Here is a 19,174-nt window from a genome sequence, read left to right as displayed (position 1 = left end):
GCGTCAATGAGTGACCGGCGATGAGCGGACTACGGGCGACAATGCGCCGGTATATAGCGCTCGCCTTTTTGCTTTGCTGTTCATGTACTTCGAATCACGGCAGGCCAATAGCGAAGCTTGATTTTGAAAGTATTTCAATTACGCCGAGCGCAAGTTCGTTTTTCGTACGATTTTCAAGTGATACGGATCTCTTGACCTTGTTCCAATCCAGGATCGGCGAAGAGCTGGTCTGTGCGTTGGAAGGCGATGCGGATTTTTCGATTGGCCATTACCAGCGAGGCTACGGCAGCGGCATCGTTGAGTTAAGCGACAACTCTTCGAAAGGAAATTATATCGCCCGGGTCATTTTTCGAGAGACCGGAGCGGTGCGGGGTAAGGAACGTATTCTCGCGGGAGATGAATTGCGCAGGGCTTTAAAGGTAAACGACGTGGTTGTGTGCGCTTTTAGAGTGCATACAACGAAATACGAAACCTATTTTTCAGATTTTATGCCTATTCCTTCCATGGATTTTATACGGGCGCTCGGCACGTGAGCGTAGAGCAATAGCATGTTATCGAGAGCGATTTTTGTTTTGTGCGTGCTGGTCATGTCCGGGTGTTCACTGCGGCAAAACAAAACTACCGCCAATCTTCAGTTCACCAAGATAGAGCGGGTAGGGCAAACCGTTCTGTATGACGTGTATTTTTCTTCAGATATCGATATCTGGGGGCCTTATCGGTCATTAATTGGCGTCGGTTTCGTCTGTGCCTTGGAGGATCATGCCGACTTCAGGGAGCGATACGCGATGAAGCGACTGATGGCCGGCAGTGTCAAGCGAAACCCCGCCGGGGCGAAATATGGCTTCATTGCCGCAATGCTCTTCAGCGAGAGAGTAGTGAATGGAAGTAGTGAACGAGATTTGACACCTGCGGAGATAAAGCAAATGTTGGCCCGGAAAACTCAGGTGCCCTGTAAGTTCTTTGCCAGCGCAACAATGATGGAAACCTATTTTTCCAACGTGATGTACGTTCCTGTCGCGGATATATTTCGGGCGATAGAAGGTGCGATTGTAGCCGTTGGTGAACGCTGATTGTTTGGACTGCTGTGTGCACGAAGATCGGGTTGTTGTTAATTGACAGGATGTTTTAGTGAGAAAGTTGATAGGGATTTGTCTGGTTGTTTTATGCAGTGCCTGCGCCAAGCGCCCGGTGCTTGCTCCATCCGATATCGAATATCTATCCATGACGGATGTACCCGGGTATGGCCAGTTTGAGGTTCGGTTTTCCTCCGATACGGATTTGATGCGAATGTTCCAGAGTAACTTGGGCAAGGATCAAGCCAGTGACGGTTTTACGTGTTATCTGGACGCGCGAATAAATTTGTCTGAGCGACACGGCGAGTCGAACTATCTGATCGGTACCGTAGAGGAACTGGATCGCCCGGGTTCGCGTGGCAAATATCAATATTTCACGCGTCTGATCGCGGTGTACACCGATCATGAGTACGGCTCGAATACGTTTCCCAATGCGCAAGAATTGCTGGTCTTGTTAAAAGCGCGCAATGCCCTGGCCTGCCGGTTTCATGCCTCCGACTATTTTTACGGACCCTACGAGTCCAACCCTATCGGTATCCCGAGTTCCGAATTTGTCCGCGTGATAGAGCAGAGGGGCAACCGTTGAATCTGCGTTTATTCAGATGGCCGTTGATTGGCAGTTTTCTATCCTGCACGGCGTGCATGCACTTGAACGTTCCTCCCGCCAGACTTGAGTTTGTTTCAATCGAGCGCGCCAACTCTTCCTATTACGACCTGCGCTTCACCTCTGATCGAAATCTTATCAATCTGTATGAGGATTACGGTAGGCAAGGCCAGATCAGTACGACGATTCATTGTTCGCTGAATGGTGATGTGGATTTTTCCATCGAACATCGAATCAAGATGGAGGCGTCGGGACGCGTCAGCGCCATGCGTCTGATCGAGGGTGATCGGCGGTATGAAATGTTCGCGCACATTAGGGTTGAGAATCACGGCATCAATGAAGGTTTTAATGACATCAGGCCGATTGAACTGGTGCGGATGCTCAAACCGCAACAATACATACCGTGCAAGGTGGTGATCACGGCGTTTCCGTTCGTGGCGTATTACTCGAAAGTCATGTACCTGCCGACCTCACGATTTATTGATCAAGTGCGCAGTCCACGGGTAGCACCGCCACGGGTTTCGCTGCTGCCCGAGGATCGCATGCGTACGTTGTTGCCACAGGTCCCGATTTGCATCACGCGGTGGCGACATGTTGCCGCAACGCCATATGACGAAATCGATCGCCTTGGCCGTTGCGATGAGCTGCCCTACGTAGGATTACTTGCCTCGTTTGCGCCGTATCGATTGGCTCTGAGCATCGTGTCCTCGTCGGATCTGACGCCAAAACCGCTGACGGCATACGTCATAGTGCGCGGGGATGGCCGCCAGGAACCGGGTATTTCTGACGAACATGGCCATACTCATCACCTCGGCGCAGGAGATTATGAAGTCGTGAAGGTTTTAGCTGAAGAGGGCGTGACCAGCGTTGATCGGTCGACGAAATGAATTGATGTCGCCCCTTGATATGACGGCGACTGACTCTATTCGCAGCAGGATTTTCCCGGTGTTTACTTCGGCATGGTCGGCAGTGCGCAATCTCGGAAAAGGGATGAGTGCGCTATCCCATGGATAGCAAGGTCCTGCGCGAGTTTGCCGAGGACTGAAGTCGATGATGGCAATCCAGTGCTATTTCGATTGTCTCCGGCACTCTAGTCCGGCATTCTACGCGCCATTTTTGCGCGCTCACGGACGATACCTGCAATGCCTCTGGCACAACTTCTCCACGCCCGTGGAGCCTTCGCTGCGTCAATGAGTGACCGGCGATGAGCGGACTACGGGCGACAATGCGTCTGTATGGCCTGGTGAAAAACTCAGGCTCGAGCGACAACCCCCAGCGCCAACCGGTCGACATTCTGTGCATGACAAATCGTACGGGCGGCAGCGCCATTCGCGCGTTCGTGTCACGCCTCGATGCTGAGTTGATGACGCGCAGTGCCGGGCTCGCCGATTACCGCGTGATACCGCTGCGCACTTTCGATCCGACGGCGTTTATCGACGCCCATCAAGGCTGGCTGACACTGCATGTCTGTTGCGGTTTTGTCGCCCCTGCCGGGCATTCGCTGCTCAAGGACGGCGGGTTGATGCCGATGGGCTGGTACGTCTATTCCGAGATCGGCCAGTGGACGGCCCAGCATCATCTCGACTTCGGCGCACAAATGGCCGAACTGCTGCAATCGACTTACGAGCGTAATCACCTGCGCAACTACAACGCCTGGCTCAACGAACTCGACGATGCGACGCCGGCCGAACTGGCCTGGCAAACCGACGAAGCCTGGCGGCACCTGCAAACCACCGCATCACCCGACAGTCGAGAGCATTGCCACGCCCTGTTCGACCCCGTCGACAACCGCTGGCGCTTCGCCGCGACCGACATCGATATTCATCAGCCGCACCCGGAACCCCTGAAGCAAGGAGCTTTGAATTGAGTGGTAAACCCGCTGCACGCGTCACCGACCCGACCGCCTGCCCAATGCCAGGGCATGGCACCAACCCGATTGTTTCCGGCTCGCCCGACGTCTTCTTCGACGGCCTCGCCGCTGCGCGCATGACCGATAAATCGGCGTGCGGTAGCCCGATCACCGGCGCCGTTTCCGGCACCGTGTTCATCAACGGCCTGAATGCCGCCACGCTCGACAGCACCGGAGGCCATGGCAATGTCGTGGTCGGTGCTTCAGGGACGGTGATTATTGGCCAGAGCGGCGGTGGGGCGGCGTTTAGCGGGTTGTTGCCGATGCCGGTGCATTTTACGGACAGGTTGCAAGTGGTGAATGAGGACACCGGAGAGCCGGTGCCCTATCACCCCTACACGATTCAGCGCGGCGATGGCAGTGAGGAGCCGGGAATTACGGATGCGTTGGGATTCACCCATACCGTCAGCTCGCATTTGGCTGAAACTATAAATTTGTTTGTGGAGTGATGATAAATGGCAGAAGGAAGTGCGACAGCAGACACTCCAGAAGTGCCGGTAGCTAGAAGGAATCCAGTTACCCATACGCTCACTTGTAAGACTGATCAGTCTGTTAAGCAAGCATCGGTAAAATTGCGCGATGTAATGGTATTTCTTGTTGGCGGAGCGGGCGATCAGGAAAGATATTATGTTGATGGCCCTAACCACAACGTCGATTACGTTCGAGAAATGGTTGATGCAGATATAGAAGCTCTAGAAATAAAGAAGTACTGCACTACCTTGCCTCTTGGTTATAACGCGTTCATGAGTGAAGAGGATCTGGAAAAGAATGTAATTGGTAAGATTTCAAACTGTAATACCGCTGTTTACATTATCGGTCATAGCCTGGGTGGGTGGAATGGCGCGCACCTATCGGCTGTTTTGTCCGATCGTGGATTTAAAGTCAAGATGCTGGTCACCCTAGATCCTGTAGGCCACGGAAAAATTGTCTACGGTATTTCAAAGATATATAGGCAGGTTCCTCAGCCAAAAGCGGAATATTGGGTAAATATCAGAGCTGCTGCAGTTGATTGGAATTTATCGGACGTCGTTGCAGATTTTGGTGAGCAATGGGAAATTTCCGCTGGACCGAATGTAATGGGGCGGCTGGACATCAATCACGCGGATGCTAACTTTATGTACGCGCGACCTTTGCCTGGTGGCAAGTCAGCTCGACAGATTGTAAGGGAATCAATTTTGAAATGGACCAAGGAGTAACTTTTTGTGAGATTTATAACGTTGGCAGTTATGATTCTGATGGTCTCTGCGTGTTCTTTGAATCATGGTCGGCCTATCGCTAATTTACAATACTCAAAGACTGATCGGCTTCGCAGTACCGGGATTTATAAAATTTATTTTTCGTCAGATGTAGAATTGCTTCAGTTGTTCAAGTCGTCTATTGGTCAGGGGCTTGTGTGTTCGTTAACGAACGATCAAGATTTTTCACAGGCGCACCGTATAAAGCAATCCGGTTTCGGTTTCATTGAAAGAGTGTCAACTGATTCACTGCTCTATAGGGCGGATGTTCTTTTCGATGAACAGGTAGATGATAAGGGTGAGGAAAGACGTCTCAAAGGAGATTCATTAGTCCCGTTTTTGAAATCCAGAGATTCCATTTCTTGTGTGTTTAGAGTTCATTCGACTACTTACAAAACGTATTTCTCGAAGATCATGCAAGTCCCGAGTGTCGATTTGATGAATCCAGGAACTGCAGAATAGCCGCATATTTCATCGGCCTTGCCTAATTTGAAGGCCGTTTCCACCATGACCTGTTCGTGCCCATATTATGGGTTTACGACCATTGGGTAATAATAAGACGGCTCGCAGTATTTTTAATAAATTGGTTTCGAGTTTCTTCAAGGAGTGCAGCTCGCACCACGATATTTTTTTGATCTGTTCGGTAAATAACGATCATCACTGCTTCTCCGACTCGAATATGCATAACCTCCGGTTTGCAGAGGAAGAATTTTTGACCTGCCTTATCCCAAAATATGGGATGCAAAATTACATATTGAGATTTCCCGTCTGAGAGGTCTATAGTCCATCGCACTCACTGCCAAAAACAAAACAGGTGAAGCGATGCTGGCGCAATTGATCGCGCTCGACTGGGGGACGACCTCATTACGTGCTTACAAACTCGCGGCGGGTGGTGTGGTGCTGGAGCAGCGCGCGCTGTCGTCCGGGATCATGCAACTGCCGAAGACTCCGCGAGTCATCAACGGTCGCGAATGCGCCGATGGTTTTGAACTGGCGTTCGACGAGGCGTGCGGCGACTGGCTCGATGCGCAGCCTCATCTGCCGGTGATTGCCTGCGGCATGGTCGGCAGTGCGCAGGGCTGGCGTGAAGCTGCCTACTGCGAGACGCCGGCGAACGTCGCCAATCTCGGAAACTCCCTACAAACAGTTGTCAGTCTGCGCGGCACGCGAGTGCATATCGTGCCGGGCGTGATTCAGCGTTCGCGTTTGCCGAACGTGATGCGCGGCGAAGAAACCCAAGTGCTCGGCGTGCTACAGAATCTGCCGATTGAGGCGGGTGCTGATCTGTTGATCGGGCTGCCGGGCAGCCACTCGAAATGGGTGGATGTGGTTGATGGCTGCATCACGCATTTCGATACGTTCATGACCGGCGAAGTGTTCGCCGTGCTCAGCGAACACAGCATTCTCGGCCGAACCTTGAAGCAAGGCGCGACGTTCGATGCTCTGGCGTTTGACCGCGGTGTGCAGGTTGCGCAATCGGCGGACGGTGAGCTTGGCGTGCTGTCGACGTTGTTCAGTGCCCGTACCTTGGGCCTGACCGGCGAACTCAGCCCGACTGCGCAGGCGGATTATCTGTCCGGCCTGATGATCGGCCATGAACTGGCGGCACTGGCCACGGTTCAGCGACGTCGCCGCAACACCCCGAATCTTCCTTCGATCATCCTCATCGGCAACGCGCAACTTTGTGCGCGTTACAGCCGCGCCCTCGACGTCTGTGGCTTCGCCAACGTGACGCTGGCCGAACAGGCCACCGAGCGTGGTCTTTGGCAACTGGCGCTGGCCGCCGGACTGATCGATTCCTCATCCCGTTAACCCTGACTGGAGGCCTGACATGCTCAAGCAAGCATTGGCGCAAAACGGTCTGATCGCGATTCTGCGTGGCCTGCATCCGCAGGAAGCCGCCGCTGTCGGAGAAGTCCTGTATGCAGCCGGATTTCGCGTCATCGAAGTACCGCTCAATTCCCCTTCGCCGTACGAAAGTATCCGCATCCTGCGCACGACTTTGCCCACCGATTGCCTGATCGGTGCCGGCACGGTGTTGACCCCGGAACAGGTCGGGTTGGTGAAAGAGGCCGGCGGCCAAGTGATTGTCATGCCGCACAGCGACGCCAAGGTCTTGCGCGCGGCAAAAGCGGCGGGGCTGTTCCTGTCGCCGGGCGTTGCCACACCGACCGAAGCGTTCGCGGCACTGGAGGAGGGCGCGGACATTCTCAAGATGTTTCCGGCCGAGCAGATGGGCCCGGCGGTCGTCAAAGCCTGGCTCGCGGTGTTGCCGTCCGGGACGGTGCTGGCGCCGGTCGGCGGTATCACCCCGGACAATATGCAGGCGTTTATCGATGCCGGTGTAAAAGGCTTCGGCCTCGGTTCCGGGCTGTTCAAACCGGGCATGACGCCGGAGCAGGTGGCAGTGAACGCCAAGGCCTACGTGGCTGCTTGGAAGGCCCTTCGCTAAGACTTTCTGGCGCTGCGTGCGCTGCATCTATAAGAGAGACAAAAAGATGAAAATCACCAAACTCACCACCTTCATCGTCCCGCCGCGCTGGTGCTTTCTCAAGGTCGAAACCGACGAGGGCGTGACCGGTTGGGGCGAGCCTGTGGTCGAAGGCCGCGCACACACCGTTGCCGCTGCCGTCGAAGAATTGTCCGACTACCTGATCGGCAAAGACCCACGCAATATCGAAGACATCTGGACCGTTCTGTATCGCGGCGGCTTCTACCGTGGCGGCGCGATCCACATGAGCGCACTGGCCGGTATCGATCAGGCGCTGTGGGACATCAAGGGCAAGGCCCTCGGCGTGTCGGTGAGTGATCTGCTCGGTGGTCAGGTGCGTGACAAGATTCGCGTGTATTCGTGGATCGGTGGCGATCGTCCGGCCGACACCGCGCGTGCGGCGAAAGAGGCGGTGAGCCGTGGTTTTACTGCGGTGAAAATGAACGGCACCGAAGAGCTGCAATTTCTCGATACCTTCGAGAAAGTCGATCTGGCGCTGGCCAACGTCGCCGCCGTGCGTGACGCGGTCGGGCCGAACGTCGGTATCGGCGTCGACTTTCATGGCCGCGTGCACAAGCCGATGGCCAAGGTGCTGATGAAGGAACTCGATCCGTACAAACTGATGTTTATCGAAGAGCCGGTGCTCAGCGAAAACTATGAAGCGTTGAAAGAGCTGGCGCCGTTGACCAGCACACCGATTGCCCTCGGCGAGCGGCTGTTCTCGCGTTGGGACTTTAAACGCGTGTTGAGCGAAGGCTATGTCGACATCATCCAGCCGGATGCTTCCCATGCCGGCGGAATCACCGAAACCCGCAAGATCGCCAACATGGCCGAGGCCTACGACGTCGCGCTGGCCCTGCATTGCCCGCTGGGGCCGATTGCGCTGGCGGCGTGTTTGCAACTGGACGCGGCTTGTTACAACGCGTTTATCCAGGAGCAAAGCCTGGGCATCCATTACAACGAGAGCAACGACTTGCTCGATTACGTGAAGGATCCACGCGTCTTCGATTATGACAAAGGCTTCGTGAAGATCCCCAACGGCCCGGGGTTGGGCATCGAGATCAACGAGGAATACGTGATCGAGCGCGCGGCGGTCGGCCACCGCTGGCGCAACCCGATCTGGCGCCATGCCGATGGCAGTTTTGCCGAGTGGTGATTACTGCCTGACACACCCGATGAGATCGTTCCCACGCTCTGCGTGGGAATGCCTCAATGGACGCTCTGCGTTCGCTTTTGGGACGCGGAGCGTCCCGGGCAGCATTCCCACGCGGAGCGTGGGAACGATCAGACAGAGTGCAGTGCAGGCCTCCGGCCGACCTCAATAAACATAAAAAGAGGCTCTCCCCATGCAACCGCAAACCCTCACCGGGCAGGCGTCTTTAGTCACGCCCAGCCGCAAGCGGTTTTTCATCATGGTGTTGCTGTTTATCACCGTGGTCATCAACTATCTCGACCGCAGCAACCTGTCGATTGCCGCGCCGGCCCTGACCAGTGATCTGGGCATCGACCCGATTCACGTCGGTCTGATCTTTTCCGCATTCGGCTGGACTTACGCCGCCATGCAGATCCCCGGCGGCTGGCTGGTCGATCGCGTGCCGCCGCGCATTCTTTACAGTGTCGCGTTGCTACTGTGGTCGCTGGCCACGGTAATGCTCGGTTTCGCAGCCAGTTTCATCGCGTTGTTTGTATTGCGCATGGCGGTCGGTGCGCTGGAAGCGCCGGCCTATCCCATCAACAGCCGCGTGGTCACGACGTGGTTCCCCGAGCGTGAACGCGCCACGGCGATTGGTTTTTACACCTCAGGGCAGTTCGTCGGCCTGGCATTCCTGACCCCTGTTCTGGCTTGGCTGCAACACGAATTCGGTTGGCACATGGTCTTCGTCGCGACCGGCGCGGTGGGCATCATTTGGGCAGCGATCTGGTACGCGGTGTATCGCGAGCCGCGGGATTTCAAAGGCGCCAACGAAGCTGAAATCGACCTGATCCGCGAGGGCGGTGGTCTGGTCGATATTCAGCAAGAGTCGGCCAAGGTCAAAGCCAAGTTCAGCTGGACCGATCTGGGCATCGTCCTCACCAAGCGCAAGTTGTGGGGCATCTACCTCGGCCAGTTTTGCCTGAACTCGACGCTGTGGTTTTTCCTCACCTGGTTCCCGACTTATCTAGTGAAGTATCGCGGCATGGACTTCATCAAGTCCGGCCTGTTGGCATCGCTGCCGTTTCTCGCCGCGTTCATCGGAGTGCTGTGTTCGGGGTTCTTTTCCGACTTCTTGATTCGTCGCGGCTACACCGTCGGGTTCGCGCGCAAGTTGCCGATCATTGGCGGGCTGCTTATTTCCACCTCGATCATCGGCGCCAACTTCGTTGAGTCGACGCCGCTGGTGATTGCCTTTCTGGCGTTGGCGTTCTTCGGCAATGGTCTGGCCTCGATCACCTGGTCGCTGGTGTCGACGTTGGCGCCGGCGCGTTTGCTCGGGCTGACCGGCGGGGTGTTCAATTTCATCGGCAACCTGTCGGCAATTGCCACGCCGATCGTCATCGGCTTCCTCGCCAGCGGCGATTCGTTCGCGCCAGCAATCACCTATATCGCGGTTCTCGCATTGATCGGTGCTTTGTCCTACGTGCTGCTGGTCGGCAAGGTCGAGCGTATCGAGTTGTAGTGGTCTGCGTCGGGCGACCATAATGCCGCCCGTTCCCTCGCTCAAACGGTAAAAGGCTGGATATGCAGGAAGACGCCCCGGAAAAAACCAAGGACGCCGCACCCACCGGCACGCAGACGCTATTGCGCGGCCTCGGCGTGGTGCAAGCGGTGGCCAGTGGCGCCCGCGATCTCAAGGAGATTGCCCGGCTGATCGGCACCACGCGCAGCACCACCCATCGTCTGGCCAGTTGCCTGGTCGACGAGCGCTACCTGCGTGTGGTGCCACAAGTCGGTTATCTGCTCGGGCCGAAGTTGATCGAGCTGGGTTTCCAGGCGCGCGAAGAGTTACCGCTGGTGACCCTGGCTGGGCCGTATCTGGACGAGTTGTCGGCGCTGACTGGTGACACCGTGCATTTGGGCATTCGTGAAGGCGACGAGGTGCTGTATCTGCTGAAAAATCCGGGGCGTAATGGCCCGGAAATGCGTTCACGGGTCGGCCATCGCATGCCGTTGGCGCGCACCGGGATCGGTAAGGCGTTGATGCTCGATGACTCGCCGAAAGACTGGCAGCGGCTGTACGACATCAGCCTGCCGGCGGGTGGGAAAAGTCAGTTCTGGCCGCAGCATCCCCAGCAGTCGTGGGAACAGCTTGAGCAGCGCATGACCGAGTATGTCGCCGGTGGCTACGCGTTCGATCTGGAGGACAACGAACCGTCGATCCGCTGCGTGGCGGCGCCGATTCGCGATGCGAGCAAGGGCATTGTCGCGGCGATCAGTATCGCCAGCACCGTGCCGTACATGCCGCTGGAAAAAATGGCCGAGCTGATTCCCCTGATCAAAGGGGTCACAGCCCGGCTGTCGGCAGAGCTAGGCCTGAAGGTTTAAACCTTGAGCGTCGCCATGTCGATCACGAAACGGTACTTAACGTCGCCGGCGATCATGCGCGCGTAAGCTTCGTTGATCTGGCGGATGTCGAGCATTTCGATGTCGCAGGTAATGTTGTGCTCGGCGCAGAAATCCAGCACTTCCTGGGTTTCAGCGACGCCACCGATCAACGAACCGGCCAATACGCGACGGCTCATCACCAGTTTGCCGGCGTGTACCGGTGGATCAACCGGCTCGATCAAACCGACCAGAATGTGCACGCCGTCGAAGCGCAGGGTGTCGAGGTACGGGTTGAGATCGTGCTGCACCGGAATGGTGTCGAGCAGGAAGTCGAAGTAACCGGCCGCGGCTTTCATCTGTTCGGCGTTGGTGGAAACGATCACATGATCGGCACCCTGACGACGACCTTCTTCTGCCTTGCTCGCCGAGCGGGTGAACAGCGTCACTTCGGCGCCCATGGCTTTGGCGAACTTGATGCCCATGTGGCCCAGACCGCCCATGCCGAGAATCCCGACCTTGTCGCCAGCCTTGACGCCGTAGTGCTTGAGCGGCGAGTAGGTGGTGATGCCTGCACAGAGAATCGGTGCGGCGCTGGCGAGGGCCAGTTTTTCCGGGATGCGCACGACGAAGTGTTCGCTGACGACGATGCTGTCGGAATAACCGCCCATGGTGTTGCTGCCATCGACCCGATCCGGAGTCGCGTAGGTCATGGTCGGACCTTCGAGGCAATATTGCTCAAGGTTCGACTGGCAGGCTTCGCAAGTGCGGCACGAGTCGACCATGCAGCCAACCCCGACCAGATCGCCTACTTTGTGTTGGGTGACATTCGCACCGATCGCGGTGACTTTTCCGACGATCTCATGGCCCGGCATCAACGGGTAAACGGCGATGCCCCATTCGTTGCGCGCCTGGTGGATATCGGAGTGGCAGACGCCACAGTAGAGAATCTCGATCGCCACGTCGTCGGCGCGCGGGCTGCGGCGTTCGAACTTCATCGGGGCGAGGGGAGTGGTGGCCGATTGGGCGGCATAGCCGATGGCGGTGTACATGTGAAACCTCGCAAAAGCAGTGACAGGGGAGGCGGCGCATTTTGGGCGTCGACTGACCGGCCGGCCATGACGATTCCTCCGGGTCTCATGCCTAATCCTCCGGCATACGGGTTTGATCGGTCGCATTGGCAAAAGGATCTGCGATGATGCTTTCATCCCCTATTTTCGTGATTTTTCGTGAAGAACAATTCGATGCAATTGACCCGTCATCTTGATGCCAATGCGCGGCTGGTTTCGCTGATCGAACCGCTGGCGCTTCGCGATGGTTATTCGCCGACCGGATTGCCCGGTGTGCAAGTATTGCGCGCCAGTTGCGACGTCGCCCGTGGCCCGCACATTTATGAACCGAGCCTGATGATCATCGCCCAGGGCAGCAAACTGGCGTTTCTCGGGCCACGCACTATGGAATACGGCGCCGGGCATTATCTGATTCAGGCGCTGCCGGTGCCGTTCGAATGTGAGACCTTCGCCTTGCCGGATGCGCCGTTGCTCGGCGTGTCGGTGGCGATTGATCGGGTGTTGCTCGGTGAACTGGTGCTGGCGATGGGGTTGGCGCCGGGACGGCATATTCCGGCGCAGACGCCGGAGTCGATGACCTCAGTGGTGCTCGACGATGACATGCGTGGCTGTGTCGAGCGCTTGCTCAGTTGCCTGCACGATCCGCTGGAATGCCAGATTCTCGGGCCGGCGCGGGTGCGGGAGTTGTTGTTCACCGCGTTGCGCGGGCCGCAGGCCGATGTATTGCGGGCGCTGGTCGAGCAGCAGGGGCAATTCGCGCGGGTGGCGGCGTCGATCAGTCATCTGCATGCGCATTACACCGAGCCATTGAATGTCGAGACGCTGGCCGGTTGCGCGAACATGAGCGTGTCGACCTTTCATGAGCATTTCAAGCGCAGCACGTTGTTGTCGCCGGTGCAGTATCTGAAGCGTTTGCGCTTGTTGAAGGCGCAGACGTTGTTGGTCGCCGAAGGCTTGGGTGTGGCGCAGGTCGCGCATCGGGTGGGGTATCAGAGTACCTCCCAGTTCAGCCGCGAGTACAAACGCTATTTCGAGCGCAGCCCGGGTGACGAGCGCGCTGCCTGAGCCGACAAAAATCCCCTGTAGGAGTGAGCCTGCTCGCGATAGCGGTGTGTCAGTCAGCATCATCGTCAACTGACACACCGTTATCGCGAACAGGCTCACTCCTACATTGGTTCGGTGGCGTTTGAGGAATTTTGGGCAACAAAAAGGCCCCCATTTCGGGAGCCTTGTTGTTCAGCGGTTCGACTTACATGTTCGGGTAAGTCGGGCCGCCAGCGCCTTCCGGCGTGACCCAGGTGATGTTCTGCGAAGGGTCCTTGATGTCACAGGTCTTGCAGTGCACGCAGTTCTGCGCGTTGATCTGGAAGCGTTTTTCGCCGTCTTCCTTGGTGATCACTTCGTATACGCCTGCCGGGCAGTAGCGCTGCGCGGGTTCGTCGTACAGCGGCAGGTTCTTGCTGATCGGGATGCTCGGGTCGGTCAGCTTCAAGTGGCAAGGCTGTTCTTCTTCGTGGTTGGTACCGGAGATGAACACCGAGCTGAGCTTGTCGAAGCTGAGTTTGCCGTCCGGTTTTGGGTAGTCGATCTTCTTGCAGTCCGCCGCGAGCTTGAGGCAAGCGTAATCCGGCTTGGTGTCGTGCAGGGTGAACGGCAGTTTGCCGGCGAAGATGTTCTGGTCCAGCCAGTTGAAACCGCCGCCGACGATGGCGCCGAACTTGTGGATCGCCGGGCCGAAGTTGCGGCTGGCGAACAGTTCGTCGTAGAGCCAGCTCTTCTTGAACGCGTCCACATAAGTGGTCAGTTCTTCAGTGCCGTCCTTTTCCGCGAACAGCGCGTCGGCCACCGATTCAGCGGCGAGCATGCCGGACTTCATCGCGGTGTGGCTGCCTTTGATCTTGGCGAAGTTCAGGGTGCCGAGGTCGCAACCGATCAGCGCGCCGCCCTTGAAGACCATTTTCGGCAGCGAGTTCAGGCCACCTTTGCAGATCGCGCGGGCGCCGTAGCTGATGCGCTTGCCGCCTTCCAGGTACTGCGCCAGCACCGGGTGATGCTTGAGGCGCTGAAACTCGTCGAACGGCGACAGATAGGTGTTGCTGTAGGAAAGATCGACGATCAGGCCGACTACGACCTGGTTGTTTTCCAGGTGATAGAGGAACGAGCCACCGGTGTTCTCGGTGCCCATGATGTCCAGCGGCCAACCAGCGGTGTGCACCACCAGGCCTGGCTGGTGTTTGGCAGGGTCGATTTCCCAGATTTCTTTCAGGCCGATGCCGTAGTGCTGGGCGTCGGCATCGCTGTCGAGGTTGTAGCGCTTGATCAGTTGCTTGCCGATGTGGCCACGGCAACCTTCGGCGAACAGCGTGTACTTGCCACGCAGTTCCATGCCAGGGGTGTACAGGCCTTCTTTCGGGTTGCCTTCGCGGTCGACGCCGAGATCACCGGTGATGATCCCGCGCACCACGCCTTGCTCGTCGATCAGCGCTTCCTGAGCGGCGAAACCCGGGTAGATTTCTACGCCAAGGTTCTCGGCCTGCTGGGCGAGCCAGCGGCACAGGTTGCCGAGGGAAATAATGTAGTTGCCTTCGTTGTGCATGGTCTTGGGCACAAAGAAATCTGGAATTTTTTGCGCGTTTTCGGCGTTTTTCAGCACGAAAATATCGTCGCGGGTCACTGGCGTGTTCAGCGGCGCGCCGAGCTCTTTCCAGTCCGGGAACAGTTCGTTCAGAGCGCGTGGTTCGAACACGGCACCGGACAGGATGTGTGCGCCGACTTCGGAGCCTTTTTCGACCACGCAGACGCTGATTTCCTTACCGGCTTCGGCGGCCTTCTGCTTCAGACGGCAGGCGGCGGACAGGCCAGCGGGGCCGGCACCGACGATGACCACGTCGAATTCCATGTATTCGCGTTCCACAGGCTATCTCCTACTCAAGGCTCAACAGTTTTTTTTCTAATTTGGAGGTTTGATGTCGCATCCGCTATTCCTTTACGTTAACGTCAAGGGGAATATTGGAGAACAGACCTTTCTCTCTAGGCGGCGCATTATATCTACACCACTCCGAGCGTCCAATACAAACGTTTGTTTGAATCGGCTCCAGCCCAGAGAAATCAAAGAAGCGCGGCTTATGAATGGTCATTTTGCTGTATTGACCGGAATAGGCGTTCCGGTCAAGATACGGGCGGTTTTGCGCTCGTCGTAGGCAGACTGGCGGTTTCAAGAGCACGTCTAAAGACAGGGCACAGGCGGTTGAGAGTGATGCGCAGCGCAGTCTGGCGCGCAGTTTACACAGCGTGAGGATCAATGACTTGTCGGTCACCACTGACGAACGGTCGCACCCTCTTCACATCGTGGAATCACTTCGCACCCCGGTCGGCGTTTTTAGAGGTGCCCTTTTAGCCTGATGAGCATCAACCGCCAGGTTCGCCTAGGCGACTTTCTTTTCACCGGAGAGTAACGAGGAATCCATGAAGGTTCTTGTAGCTGTCAAACGCGTTGTGGATTACAACGTCAAGGTTCGCGTCAAGGCGGACAATTCCGGCGTCGATCTCGCCAACGTCAAGATGTCGATGAACCCGTTCTGCGAAATCGCAGTGGAAGAAGCCGTACGCCTGAAAGAGAAAGGTGTTGCGACTGAAATCGTCGTCGTCTCCATCGGCCCGACCACCGCTCAGGAGCAGCTGCGTACCGCACTGGCTCTGGGGGCCGACCGTGCCATCCTCGTCGAATCCGCCGAAGATCTGACTTCCCTGGCCGTTGCCAAGCTGCTGAAAGCTGTTGTCGACAAGGAACAGCCACAGCTGGTGATCCTTGGCAAACAAGCCATCGACAGCGACAACAACCAGACTGGCCAGATGCTCGCTGCACTGAGCGGCTACGGTCAGGGCACGTTCGCATCGAAAGTCGAAGTGTCTGGCGACAGCGTTGCCGTGACCCGCGAAATCGACGGCGGCGCGCAGACTGTTTCCCTGAAACTGCCGGCGATCGTCACCACCGACCTGCGTTTGAACGAGCCGCGTTATGCGTCCCTGCCAAACATCATGAAAGCCAAGAAGAAGCCTCTCGAAGTGCTGACTCCGGACGCTTTGGGCGTTTCCACCGCCTCCACCAACAAGACCCTGAAAGTCGAAGCGCCGGCTGCACGCAGCGCAGGCATCAAGGTCAAGTCGGTGGCTGAACTGGTCGAGAAACTGAAAAACGAAGCGAAGGTAATCTAAATGACTATCTTGGTTATTGCTGAACACGACAACAAAGTGCTGGCCCCGGCCACGCTGAACACCGTGGCTGCTGCGGCCAAAATCGGCGGCGACATCCACGTTCTGGTTGCCGGCCAAGGCGCTGGCGCCGTGGCTGAAGCCGCTGCGAAAATCGCTGGTGTGAGCAAAGTCCTCAACGCTGACAATGCCGCTTACGCGCATCAGTTGCCGGAAAACGTTGCTCCGCTGGTGGCAGAGCTGGGCGCTGGTTACAGCCACATCCTGGCCGCCGCCACCTCCAACGGCAAAAACATCCTGCCGCGCGTTGCTGCGCAGCTGGACGTTGACCAGATCTCCGAGATCATCTCGGTCGAAAGCGCTGATACCTTCAAGCGCCCGATCTACGCCGGTAATGCCATCGCTACCGTGCAGTCGACCGCTGCAATCAAAGTGATCACCGTGCGTGCCACCGGTTTCGACCCGGTTGCCGCTGAAGGTGGTTCGGCTGCTGTTGAAGCCGTTGGCGCTGCACACGACGCGGGCACTTCGAGCTTCGTTGGCGAAGAGCTGGCCAAGTCCGATCGTCCGGAACTGACCGCTGCCAAGATCGTCGTTTCCGGCGGCCGCGGCATGCAGAACGGCGACAACTTTAAACACCTGTACGCCCTGGCCGACAAGCTGGGTGCTGCCGTCGGTGCTTCGCGCGCTGCGGTCGACGCAGGTTTCGTACCGAACGACATGCAGGTCGGTCAGACCGGCAAGATCGTTGCGCCGCAGCTGTACATCGCCGTCGGTATCTCCGGCGCGATCCAGCATCTGGCCGGTATGAAAGACTCCAAAGTGATCGTTGCGATCAACAAGGACGAAGAAGCGCCGATCTTCCAGGTGGCCGATTACGGTCTCGTGGCGGATCTGTTCGAAGCCGTCCCTGAGCTGGAGAAGCTGGTCTAATCCAGCGGCTTCACTTATAAAGAGCCCGACCTTTTGGTCGGGCTTTTTTTTGTCTTGGATTTGAGTGGGAGCGTGTTGCCATGGATCTGCGCTGCAGATGGTTGTTGGGATTGGCCCTGTTGCCCGGTTTGACCATGGCCGCTGGCAAATGCGAACGCCTCGTCGTCACCGGTAGCCCGGATGCACCGCCGTACCTGTGGCAGGATCCGCAAAATCCCAAGCAGTTGATCGGTGCCAGCGCCGACCTGTTGCAACAAGTCGCCAAAGACCTCGGCATCAAAGTCGAATTGCTCTACGCCGGCAAACGCTCGCAAGCCCTCGACGAAGTGCGCAGCGGGCGCATGGACATGCTCGCCGACGCGCCGCTGACTTTCACCGAACTGGAAAACCTCGACTACATCTATCCACCGCTGCTGGAAAACGACTACCTGGTGTGGACGCGCAAAGGCTCGACGCTGGTCTACAGCGAGGCCAAAGACCTGCATGGCCACGCCGGCGCGTTGTCGGAAAAGTCTCGAATCACCCAGGCATTCGGCACTTTCGCCGAGCAGAATCTGACCCTGACCCGGACAGCCAACCTCACTCAAGCCTTTCAGAAACTGCTCCTCGGTGAAGTGGAATATGTACTCGCCGGCCGTTACTCAGGCATGGCCGCCGCGCAGGCATTGGGCATGGCCAATGACCTGCTGGCGTTCGAGCAACCCGTCGACCGCCCGGGGCTGTTTCTCGCGGTTTCCCATAACTCGGCGTGCAACGATCCGTGGTTGCGCGGACAGTTGGCCAAAAAGATGACAGAATTGCCCGCGTCCGGACTGACGGAAGCCGCGCTGCAACGCAATATCGAGCGCTGGAAGGCGCAGCAGCAACAGCCGCAACCACCTGTCAGTGCCCCAAAACAGTAGGGATTCTTAGTGAGTATTCGACCTCTTTTCGCGGCTGTGGCCGTTCTGGCTCTGGCCGGTTGCGCGACCGATCCGGCACCCATCGAACAAATGCGCCTGACCGAGCAAGCCATCACCCAGGCCAAGGCTGTTGGCGCCACTGCCGACGAAGTGCCGGAAATGAAACTGGCCGAAACCAAATACAACCGCGCCAAAGGCAACATGGCTGACGAGTCCTACCGGAATGCGCGCATGCGTTCCGAGCAGGCGGAACTGGATGCACGTCTGGCCGAAGCCAAAGTGCTGACGCAAAAAAGTGAAGAGCAGGTGAATGTGCTCAATACCCGCATCGTCCGACTGCGCAAGCAACTGGGAGATACCCAATGAGCTTCAAGTCGAAAGTTCTCGGCGGTTTGATTCTCGCCGGTTGTGCCAGCCTGTACGGCTGCGCCGGTCAACACAGCGAATCCGCGCTGCAAGAAGCCAGCGCCGACTTCCAGAAGGTCAAGGAAGACTCCAACGTGCTGCGCATCGCGCCGAAAGACGTGATCCGTGCCGGTGAGTCGCTGGCCCGCGCTGATCGTCTGTCGACCTATTGGGGCAGCGGTTCGGATGTGGTGCATTACGCCTACCTGAGCCAGCGCTACAGCGAGATCGCCCGCGAGCACACCAATCAGGTGCTCAACGAAGAGCGCGCGGCCAAGCTCGAGCTGGAACGTCAGCGTCTGCAACTGGCCCTGCGTGAGTCGAAATTGCTGAGCGTACAGCAGCAAGGTAAATGGCTCGAAGAGCAGATCGTCGCACTGGCCACCACACAGACTGATCGCGGTTTGGTGATGACCCTCGGCGATGTGCTGTTCGACACCGGTGAAGCCGAGTTGAAAAACTCGGCCAACCGCGTGGTGCTGAAGATTGTGCAGTTCCTGCAACTGAACCCGAAACGCGTGGTGCGCATCGAGGGTTACACCGACAGCACCGGTGGCAAACAGGAAAACCTCAAACTGTCCCGTGACCGCGCACAATCGGTGGCGGACGTGCTGATGGACCTGGGCATCGACGACAAACGCATTCAGGTCGAAGGCTACGGCGACGAATACCCGGTGGACGCCAACGCTTCCGAGCGTGGGCGCGCACAGAACCGTCGGGTTGAAATCGTCTTCTCCGACGAAAAAGGCCAGCTCGGCGCCGCCCGTTAAGGGTTGCGTCTCTGGAAAGCCCGGGCTGTCATGCAGTGCCGGGCTTTTTT

Annotated in this window: 20 protein-coding genes; 18 read left to right on the top strand and 2 right to left on the bottom strand. The window is 57.3% G+C overall.

Going from position 1 to position 19,174, the window contains the following annotated elements; genetic code table 11:
• The first annotated feature begins 20 nt into the window (after positions 1 to 20).
• From CKW17_RS15860 to CKW17_RS15800, 12 genes are all read left to right on the top strand, one after another.
• Positions 21 to 533: a hypothetical protein gene (locus CKW17_RS15860; RefSeq protein ID WP_095120561.1), complete on the top strand. Its 513-nt coding sequence runs from the start codon at positions 21 to 23 to the stop codon at positions 531 to 533.
• A 15-nt stretch (positions 534 to 548) separates the two neighbouring features.
• Positions 549 to 1,070 carry a hypothetical protein gene (locus tag CKW17_RS15855; RefSeq protein ID WP_095120560.1) on the top strand — a complete coding sequence of 174 codons (522 nt, stop codon included), beginning with the start codon at positions 549 to 551 and terminating at the stop codon, positions 1,068 to 1,070.
• Between the two features lie 58 nt (positions 1,071 to 1,128).
• The gene (locus CKW17_RS15850; RefSeq protein ID WP_137217817.1) at positions 1,129 to 1,659 is read left to right on the top strand and encodes a hypothetical protein; all 531 of its coding nucleotides are present in this window, start codon (positions 1,129 to 1,131) and stop codon (positions 1,657 to 1,659) included.
• Positions 1,660 to 1,721: 62 nt separating this feature from the next.
• Positions 1,722 to 2,564 (top strand): hypothetical protein, encoded by an 843-nt coding sequence (locus CKW17_RS15845; RefSeq protein ID WP_141234571.1) that lies wholly within the window; start codon positions 1,722 to 1,724, stop codon positions 2,562 to 2,564.
• Positions 2,565 to 2,881: 317 nt separating this feature from the next.
• The gene (locus CKW17_RS15840) at positions 2,882 to 3,544 is read left to right on the top strand and encodes a hypothetical protein (protein WP_095120557.1); all 663 of its coding nucleotides are present in this window, start codon (positions 2,882 to 2,884) and stop codon (positions 3,542 to 3,544) included.
• Entirely contained in the window at positions 3,541 to 4,035 is a 495-nt protein-coding gene (locus tag CKW17_RS15835) for a PAAR domain-containing protein (protein WP_095120556.1), read from the top strand. Before CKW17_RS15840 ends, CKW17_RS15835 begins: the two co-directional genes overlap by 4 nt.
• Before the next feature lie 6 nt (positions 4,036 to 4,041).
• Positions 4,042 to 4,782 (top strand): alpha/beta hydrolase, encoded by a 741-nt coding sequence (locus tag CKW17_RS15830; protein ID WP_095120555.1) that lies wholly within the window; start codon positions 4,042 to 4,044, stop codon positions 4,780 to 4,782.
• A gap of 861 nt (positions 4,783 to 5,643) precedes the next feature.
• The gene (locus tag CKW17_RS15820; protein WP_095120554.1) at positions 5,644 to 6,633 is read left to right on the top strand and encodes a 2-dehydro-3-deoxygalactonokinase; all 990 of its coding nucleotides are present in this window, start codon (positions 5,644 to 5,646) and stop codon (positions 6,631 to 6,633) included.
• A 19-nt stretch (positions 6,634 to 6,652) separates the two neighbouring features.
• Complete coding sequence (locus tag CKW17_RS15815) at positions 6,653 to 7,273, top strand: 2-dehydro-3-deoxy-6-phosphogalactonate aldolase (protein WP_095120553.1); 621 nt, start codon at positions 6,653 to 6,655, stop codon at positions 7,271 to 7,273.
• 46 nt (positions 7,274 to 7,319) lie between these two features.
• Entirely contained in the window at positions 7,320 to 8,468 is a 1,149-nt protein-coding gene (dgoD, locus tag CKW17_RS15810) for a galactonate dehydratase (RefSeq protein ID WP_007908327.1), read from the top strand.
• A 190-nt stretch (positions 8,469 to 8,658) separates the two neighbouring features.
• On the top strand, positions 8,659 to 9,969 hold the full coding sequence (locus CKW17_RS15805; protein ID WP_095120552.1) for an MFS transporter: 1,311 nt from the start codon (positions 8,659 to 8,661) through the stop codon (positions 9,967 to 9,969).
• A 62-nt stretch (positions 9,970 to 10,031) separates the two neighbouring features.
• Positions 10,032 to 10,835 carry an IclR family transcriptional regulator gene (locus CKW17_RS15800; protein WP_034155326.1) on the top strand — a complete coding sequence of 268 codons (804 nt, stop codon included), beginning with the start codon at positions 10,032 to 10,034 and terminating at the stop codon, positions 10,833 to 10,835.
• Here the strand turns inward: CKW17_RS15800 and CKW17_RS15795 are convergent.
• Positions 10,832 to 11,884, bottom strand: a complete 1,053-nt coding sequence (locus CKW17_RS15795) for an NAD(P)-dependent alcohol dehydrogenase (RefSeq protein ID WP_095120551.1) — start codon at positions 11,882 to 11,884, stop codon at positions 10,832 to 10,834. The two genes, CKW17_RS15800 and CKW17_RS15795, sit on opposite strands and share 4 nt — an antisense overlap.
• Positions 11,885 to 12,076: 192 nt before the next feature.
• Between CKW17_RS15795 and CKW17_RS15790 the strand changes: the two genes are divergently transcribed.
• On the top strand, positions 12,077 to 12,967 hold the full coding sequence (locus tag CKW17_RS15790; protein ID WP_016985999.1) for an AraC family transcriptional regulator: 891 nt from the start codon (positions 12,077 to 12,079) through the stop codon (positions 12,965 to 12,967).
• 184 nt (positions 12,968 to 13,151) lie between these two features.
• Here the strand turns inward: CKW17_RS15790 and CKW17_RS15785 are convergent, their stop codons facing one another.
• Entirely contained in the window at positions 13,152 to 14,816 is a 1,665-nt protein-coding gene (locus tag CKW17_RS15785; protein WP_095120550.1) for an electron transfer flavoprotein-ubiquinone oxidoreductase, read from the bottom strand.
• A gap of 551 nt (positions 14,817 to 15,367) precedes the next feature.
• Here CKW17_RS15785 and CKW17_RS15780 point away from each other — a divergent pair.
• The 5 genes from CKW17_RS15780 (at position 15,368) to CKW17_RS15760 (ending at position 19,124) form a co-directional block, all read left to right on the top strand.
• On the top strand, positions 15,368 to 16,117 hold the full coding sequence (locus CKW17_RS15780) for an electron transfer flavoprotein subunit beta/FixA family protein (protein ID WP_007908338.1): 750 nt from the start codon (positions 15,368 to 15,370) through the stop codon (positions 16,115 to 16,117).
• Positions 16,118 to 17,047 (top strand): electron transfer flavoprotein subunit alpha/FixB family protein, encoded by a 930-nt coding sequence (locus CKW17_RS15775; protein WP_007908340.1) that lies wholly within the window; start codon positions 16,118 to 16,120, stop codon positions 17,045 to 17,047. It begins immediately after the preceding gene.
• Positions 17,048 to 17,127: 80 nt separating this feature from the next.
• Positions 17,128 to 17,949, top strand: a complete 822-nt coding sequence (locus CKW17_RS15770) for an ABC transporter substrate-binding protein (RefSeq protein WP_095120549.1) — start codon at positions 17,128 to 17,130, stop codon at positions 17,947 to 17,949.
• Positions 17,950 to 17,958: 9 nt separating this feature from the next.
• A complete protein-coding gene (locus tag CKW17_RS15765; protein ID WP_095120548.1) occupies positions 17,959 to 18,315 on the top strand; it encodes a DUF4398 domain-containing protein in 357 nt (118 codons plus the stop codon).
• The gene (locus tag CKW17_RS15760) at positions 18,312 to 19,124 is read left to right on the top strand and encodes an OmpA family protein (RefSeq protein ID WP_095120547.1); all 813 of its coding nucleotides are present in this window, start codon (positions 18,312 to 18,314) and stop codon (positions 19,122 to 19,124) included. Before CKW17_RS15765 ends, CKW17_RS15760 begins: the two co-directional genes overlap by 4 nt.
• The last annotated feature ends 50 nt before the right edge of the window (positions 19,125 to 19,174 follow it).

It is taken from the genome of Pseudomonas sp. Irchel s3f10 (genome assembly GCF_900187515.1).
Lineage (GTDB): Bacteria > Pseudomonadota > Gammaproteobacteria > Pseudomonadales > Pseudomonadaceae > Aquipseudomonas > Aquipseudomonas tensinigenes.
Note: the sequence above shows the minus strand (reverse complement) of the source record. Positions and strands in the feature narration are given on the sequence as shown.

Bases quoted from the DNA above. Each gene is read 5' to 3' on its own strand.
- CKW17_RS15860 (WP_095120561.1), top strand. From the start codon at position 21: ATGAGCGGACTACGGGCGACAATGCGCCGGTATATAGCGCTCGCCTTT.
- CKW17_RS15820 (WP_095120554.1), top strand. From the start codon at position 5,644: ATGCTGGCGCAATTGATCGCGCTCGACTGGGGGACGACCTCATTACGT.
- CKW17_RS15780 (WP_007908338.1), top strand. From the start codon at position 15,368: ATGAAGGTTCTTGTAGCTGTCAAACGCGTTGTGGATTACAACGTCAAG.
- CKW17_RS15770 (WP_095120549.1), top strand. From the start codon at position 17,128: ATGGATCTGCGCTGCAGATGGTTGTTGGGATTGGCCCTGTTGCCCGGT.
- CKW17_RS15830 (WP_095120555.1), top strand. From the start codon at position 4,042: ATGGCAGAAGGAAGTGCGACAGCAGACACTCCAGAAGTGCCGGTAGCT.
- CKW17_RS15775 (WP_007908340.1), top strand. From the start codon at position 16,118: ATGACTATCTTGGTTATTGCTGAACACGACAACAAAGTGCTGGCCCCG.
- CKW17_RS15790 (WP_016985999.1), top strand. From the start codon at position 12,077: ATGCAATTGACCCGTCATCTTGATGCCAATGCGCGGCTGGTTTCGCTG.
- CKW17_RS15800 (WP_034155326.1), top strand. From the start codon at position 10,032: ATGCAGGAAGACGCCCCGGAAAAAACCAAGGACGCCGCACCCACCGGC.
- dgoD (WP_007908327.1), top strand. From the start codon at position 7,320: ATGAAAATCACCAAACTCACCACCTTCATCGTCCCGCCGCGCTGGTGC.
- CKW17_RS15795 (WP_095120551.1), bottom strand. From the start codon at position 11,884: ATGTACACCGCCATCGGCTATGCCGCCCAATCGGCCACCACTCCCCTC.
- CKW17_RS15840 (WP_095120557.1), top strand. From the start codon at position 2,882: ATGAGCGGACTACGGGCGACAATGCGTCTGTATGGCCTGGTGAAAAAC.
- CKW17_RS15815 (WP_095120553.1), top strand. From the start codon at position 6,653: ATGCTCAAGCAAGCATTGGCGCAAAACGGTCTGATCGCGATTCTGCGT.
- CKW17_RS15855 (WP_095120560.1), top strand. From the start codon at position 549: ATGTTATCGAGAGCGATTTTTGTTTTGTGCGTGCTGGTCATGTCCGGG.
- CKW17_RS15760 (WP_095120547.1), top strand. From the start codon at position 18,312: ATGAGCTTCAAGTCGAAAGTTCTCGGCGGTTTGATTCTCGCCGGTTGT.
- CKW17_RS15805 (WP_095120552.1), top strand. From the start codon at position 8,659: ATGCAACCGCAAACCCTCACCGGGCAGGCGTCTTTAGTCACGCCCAGC.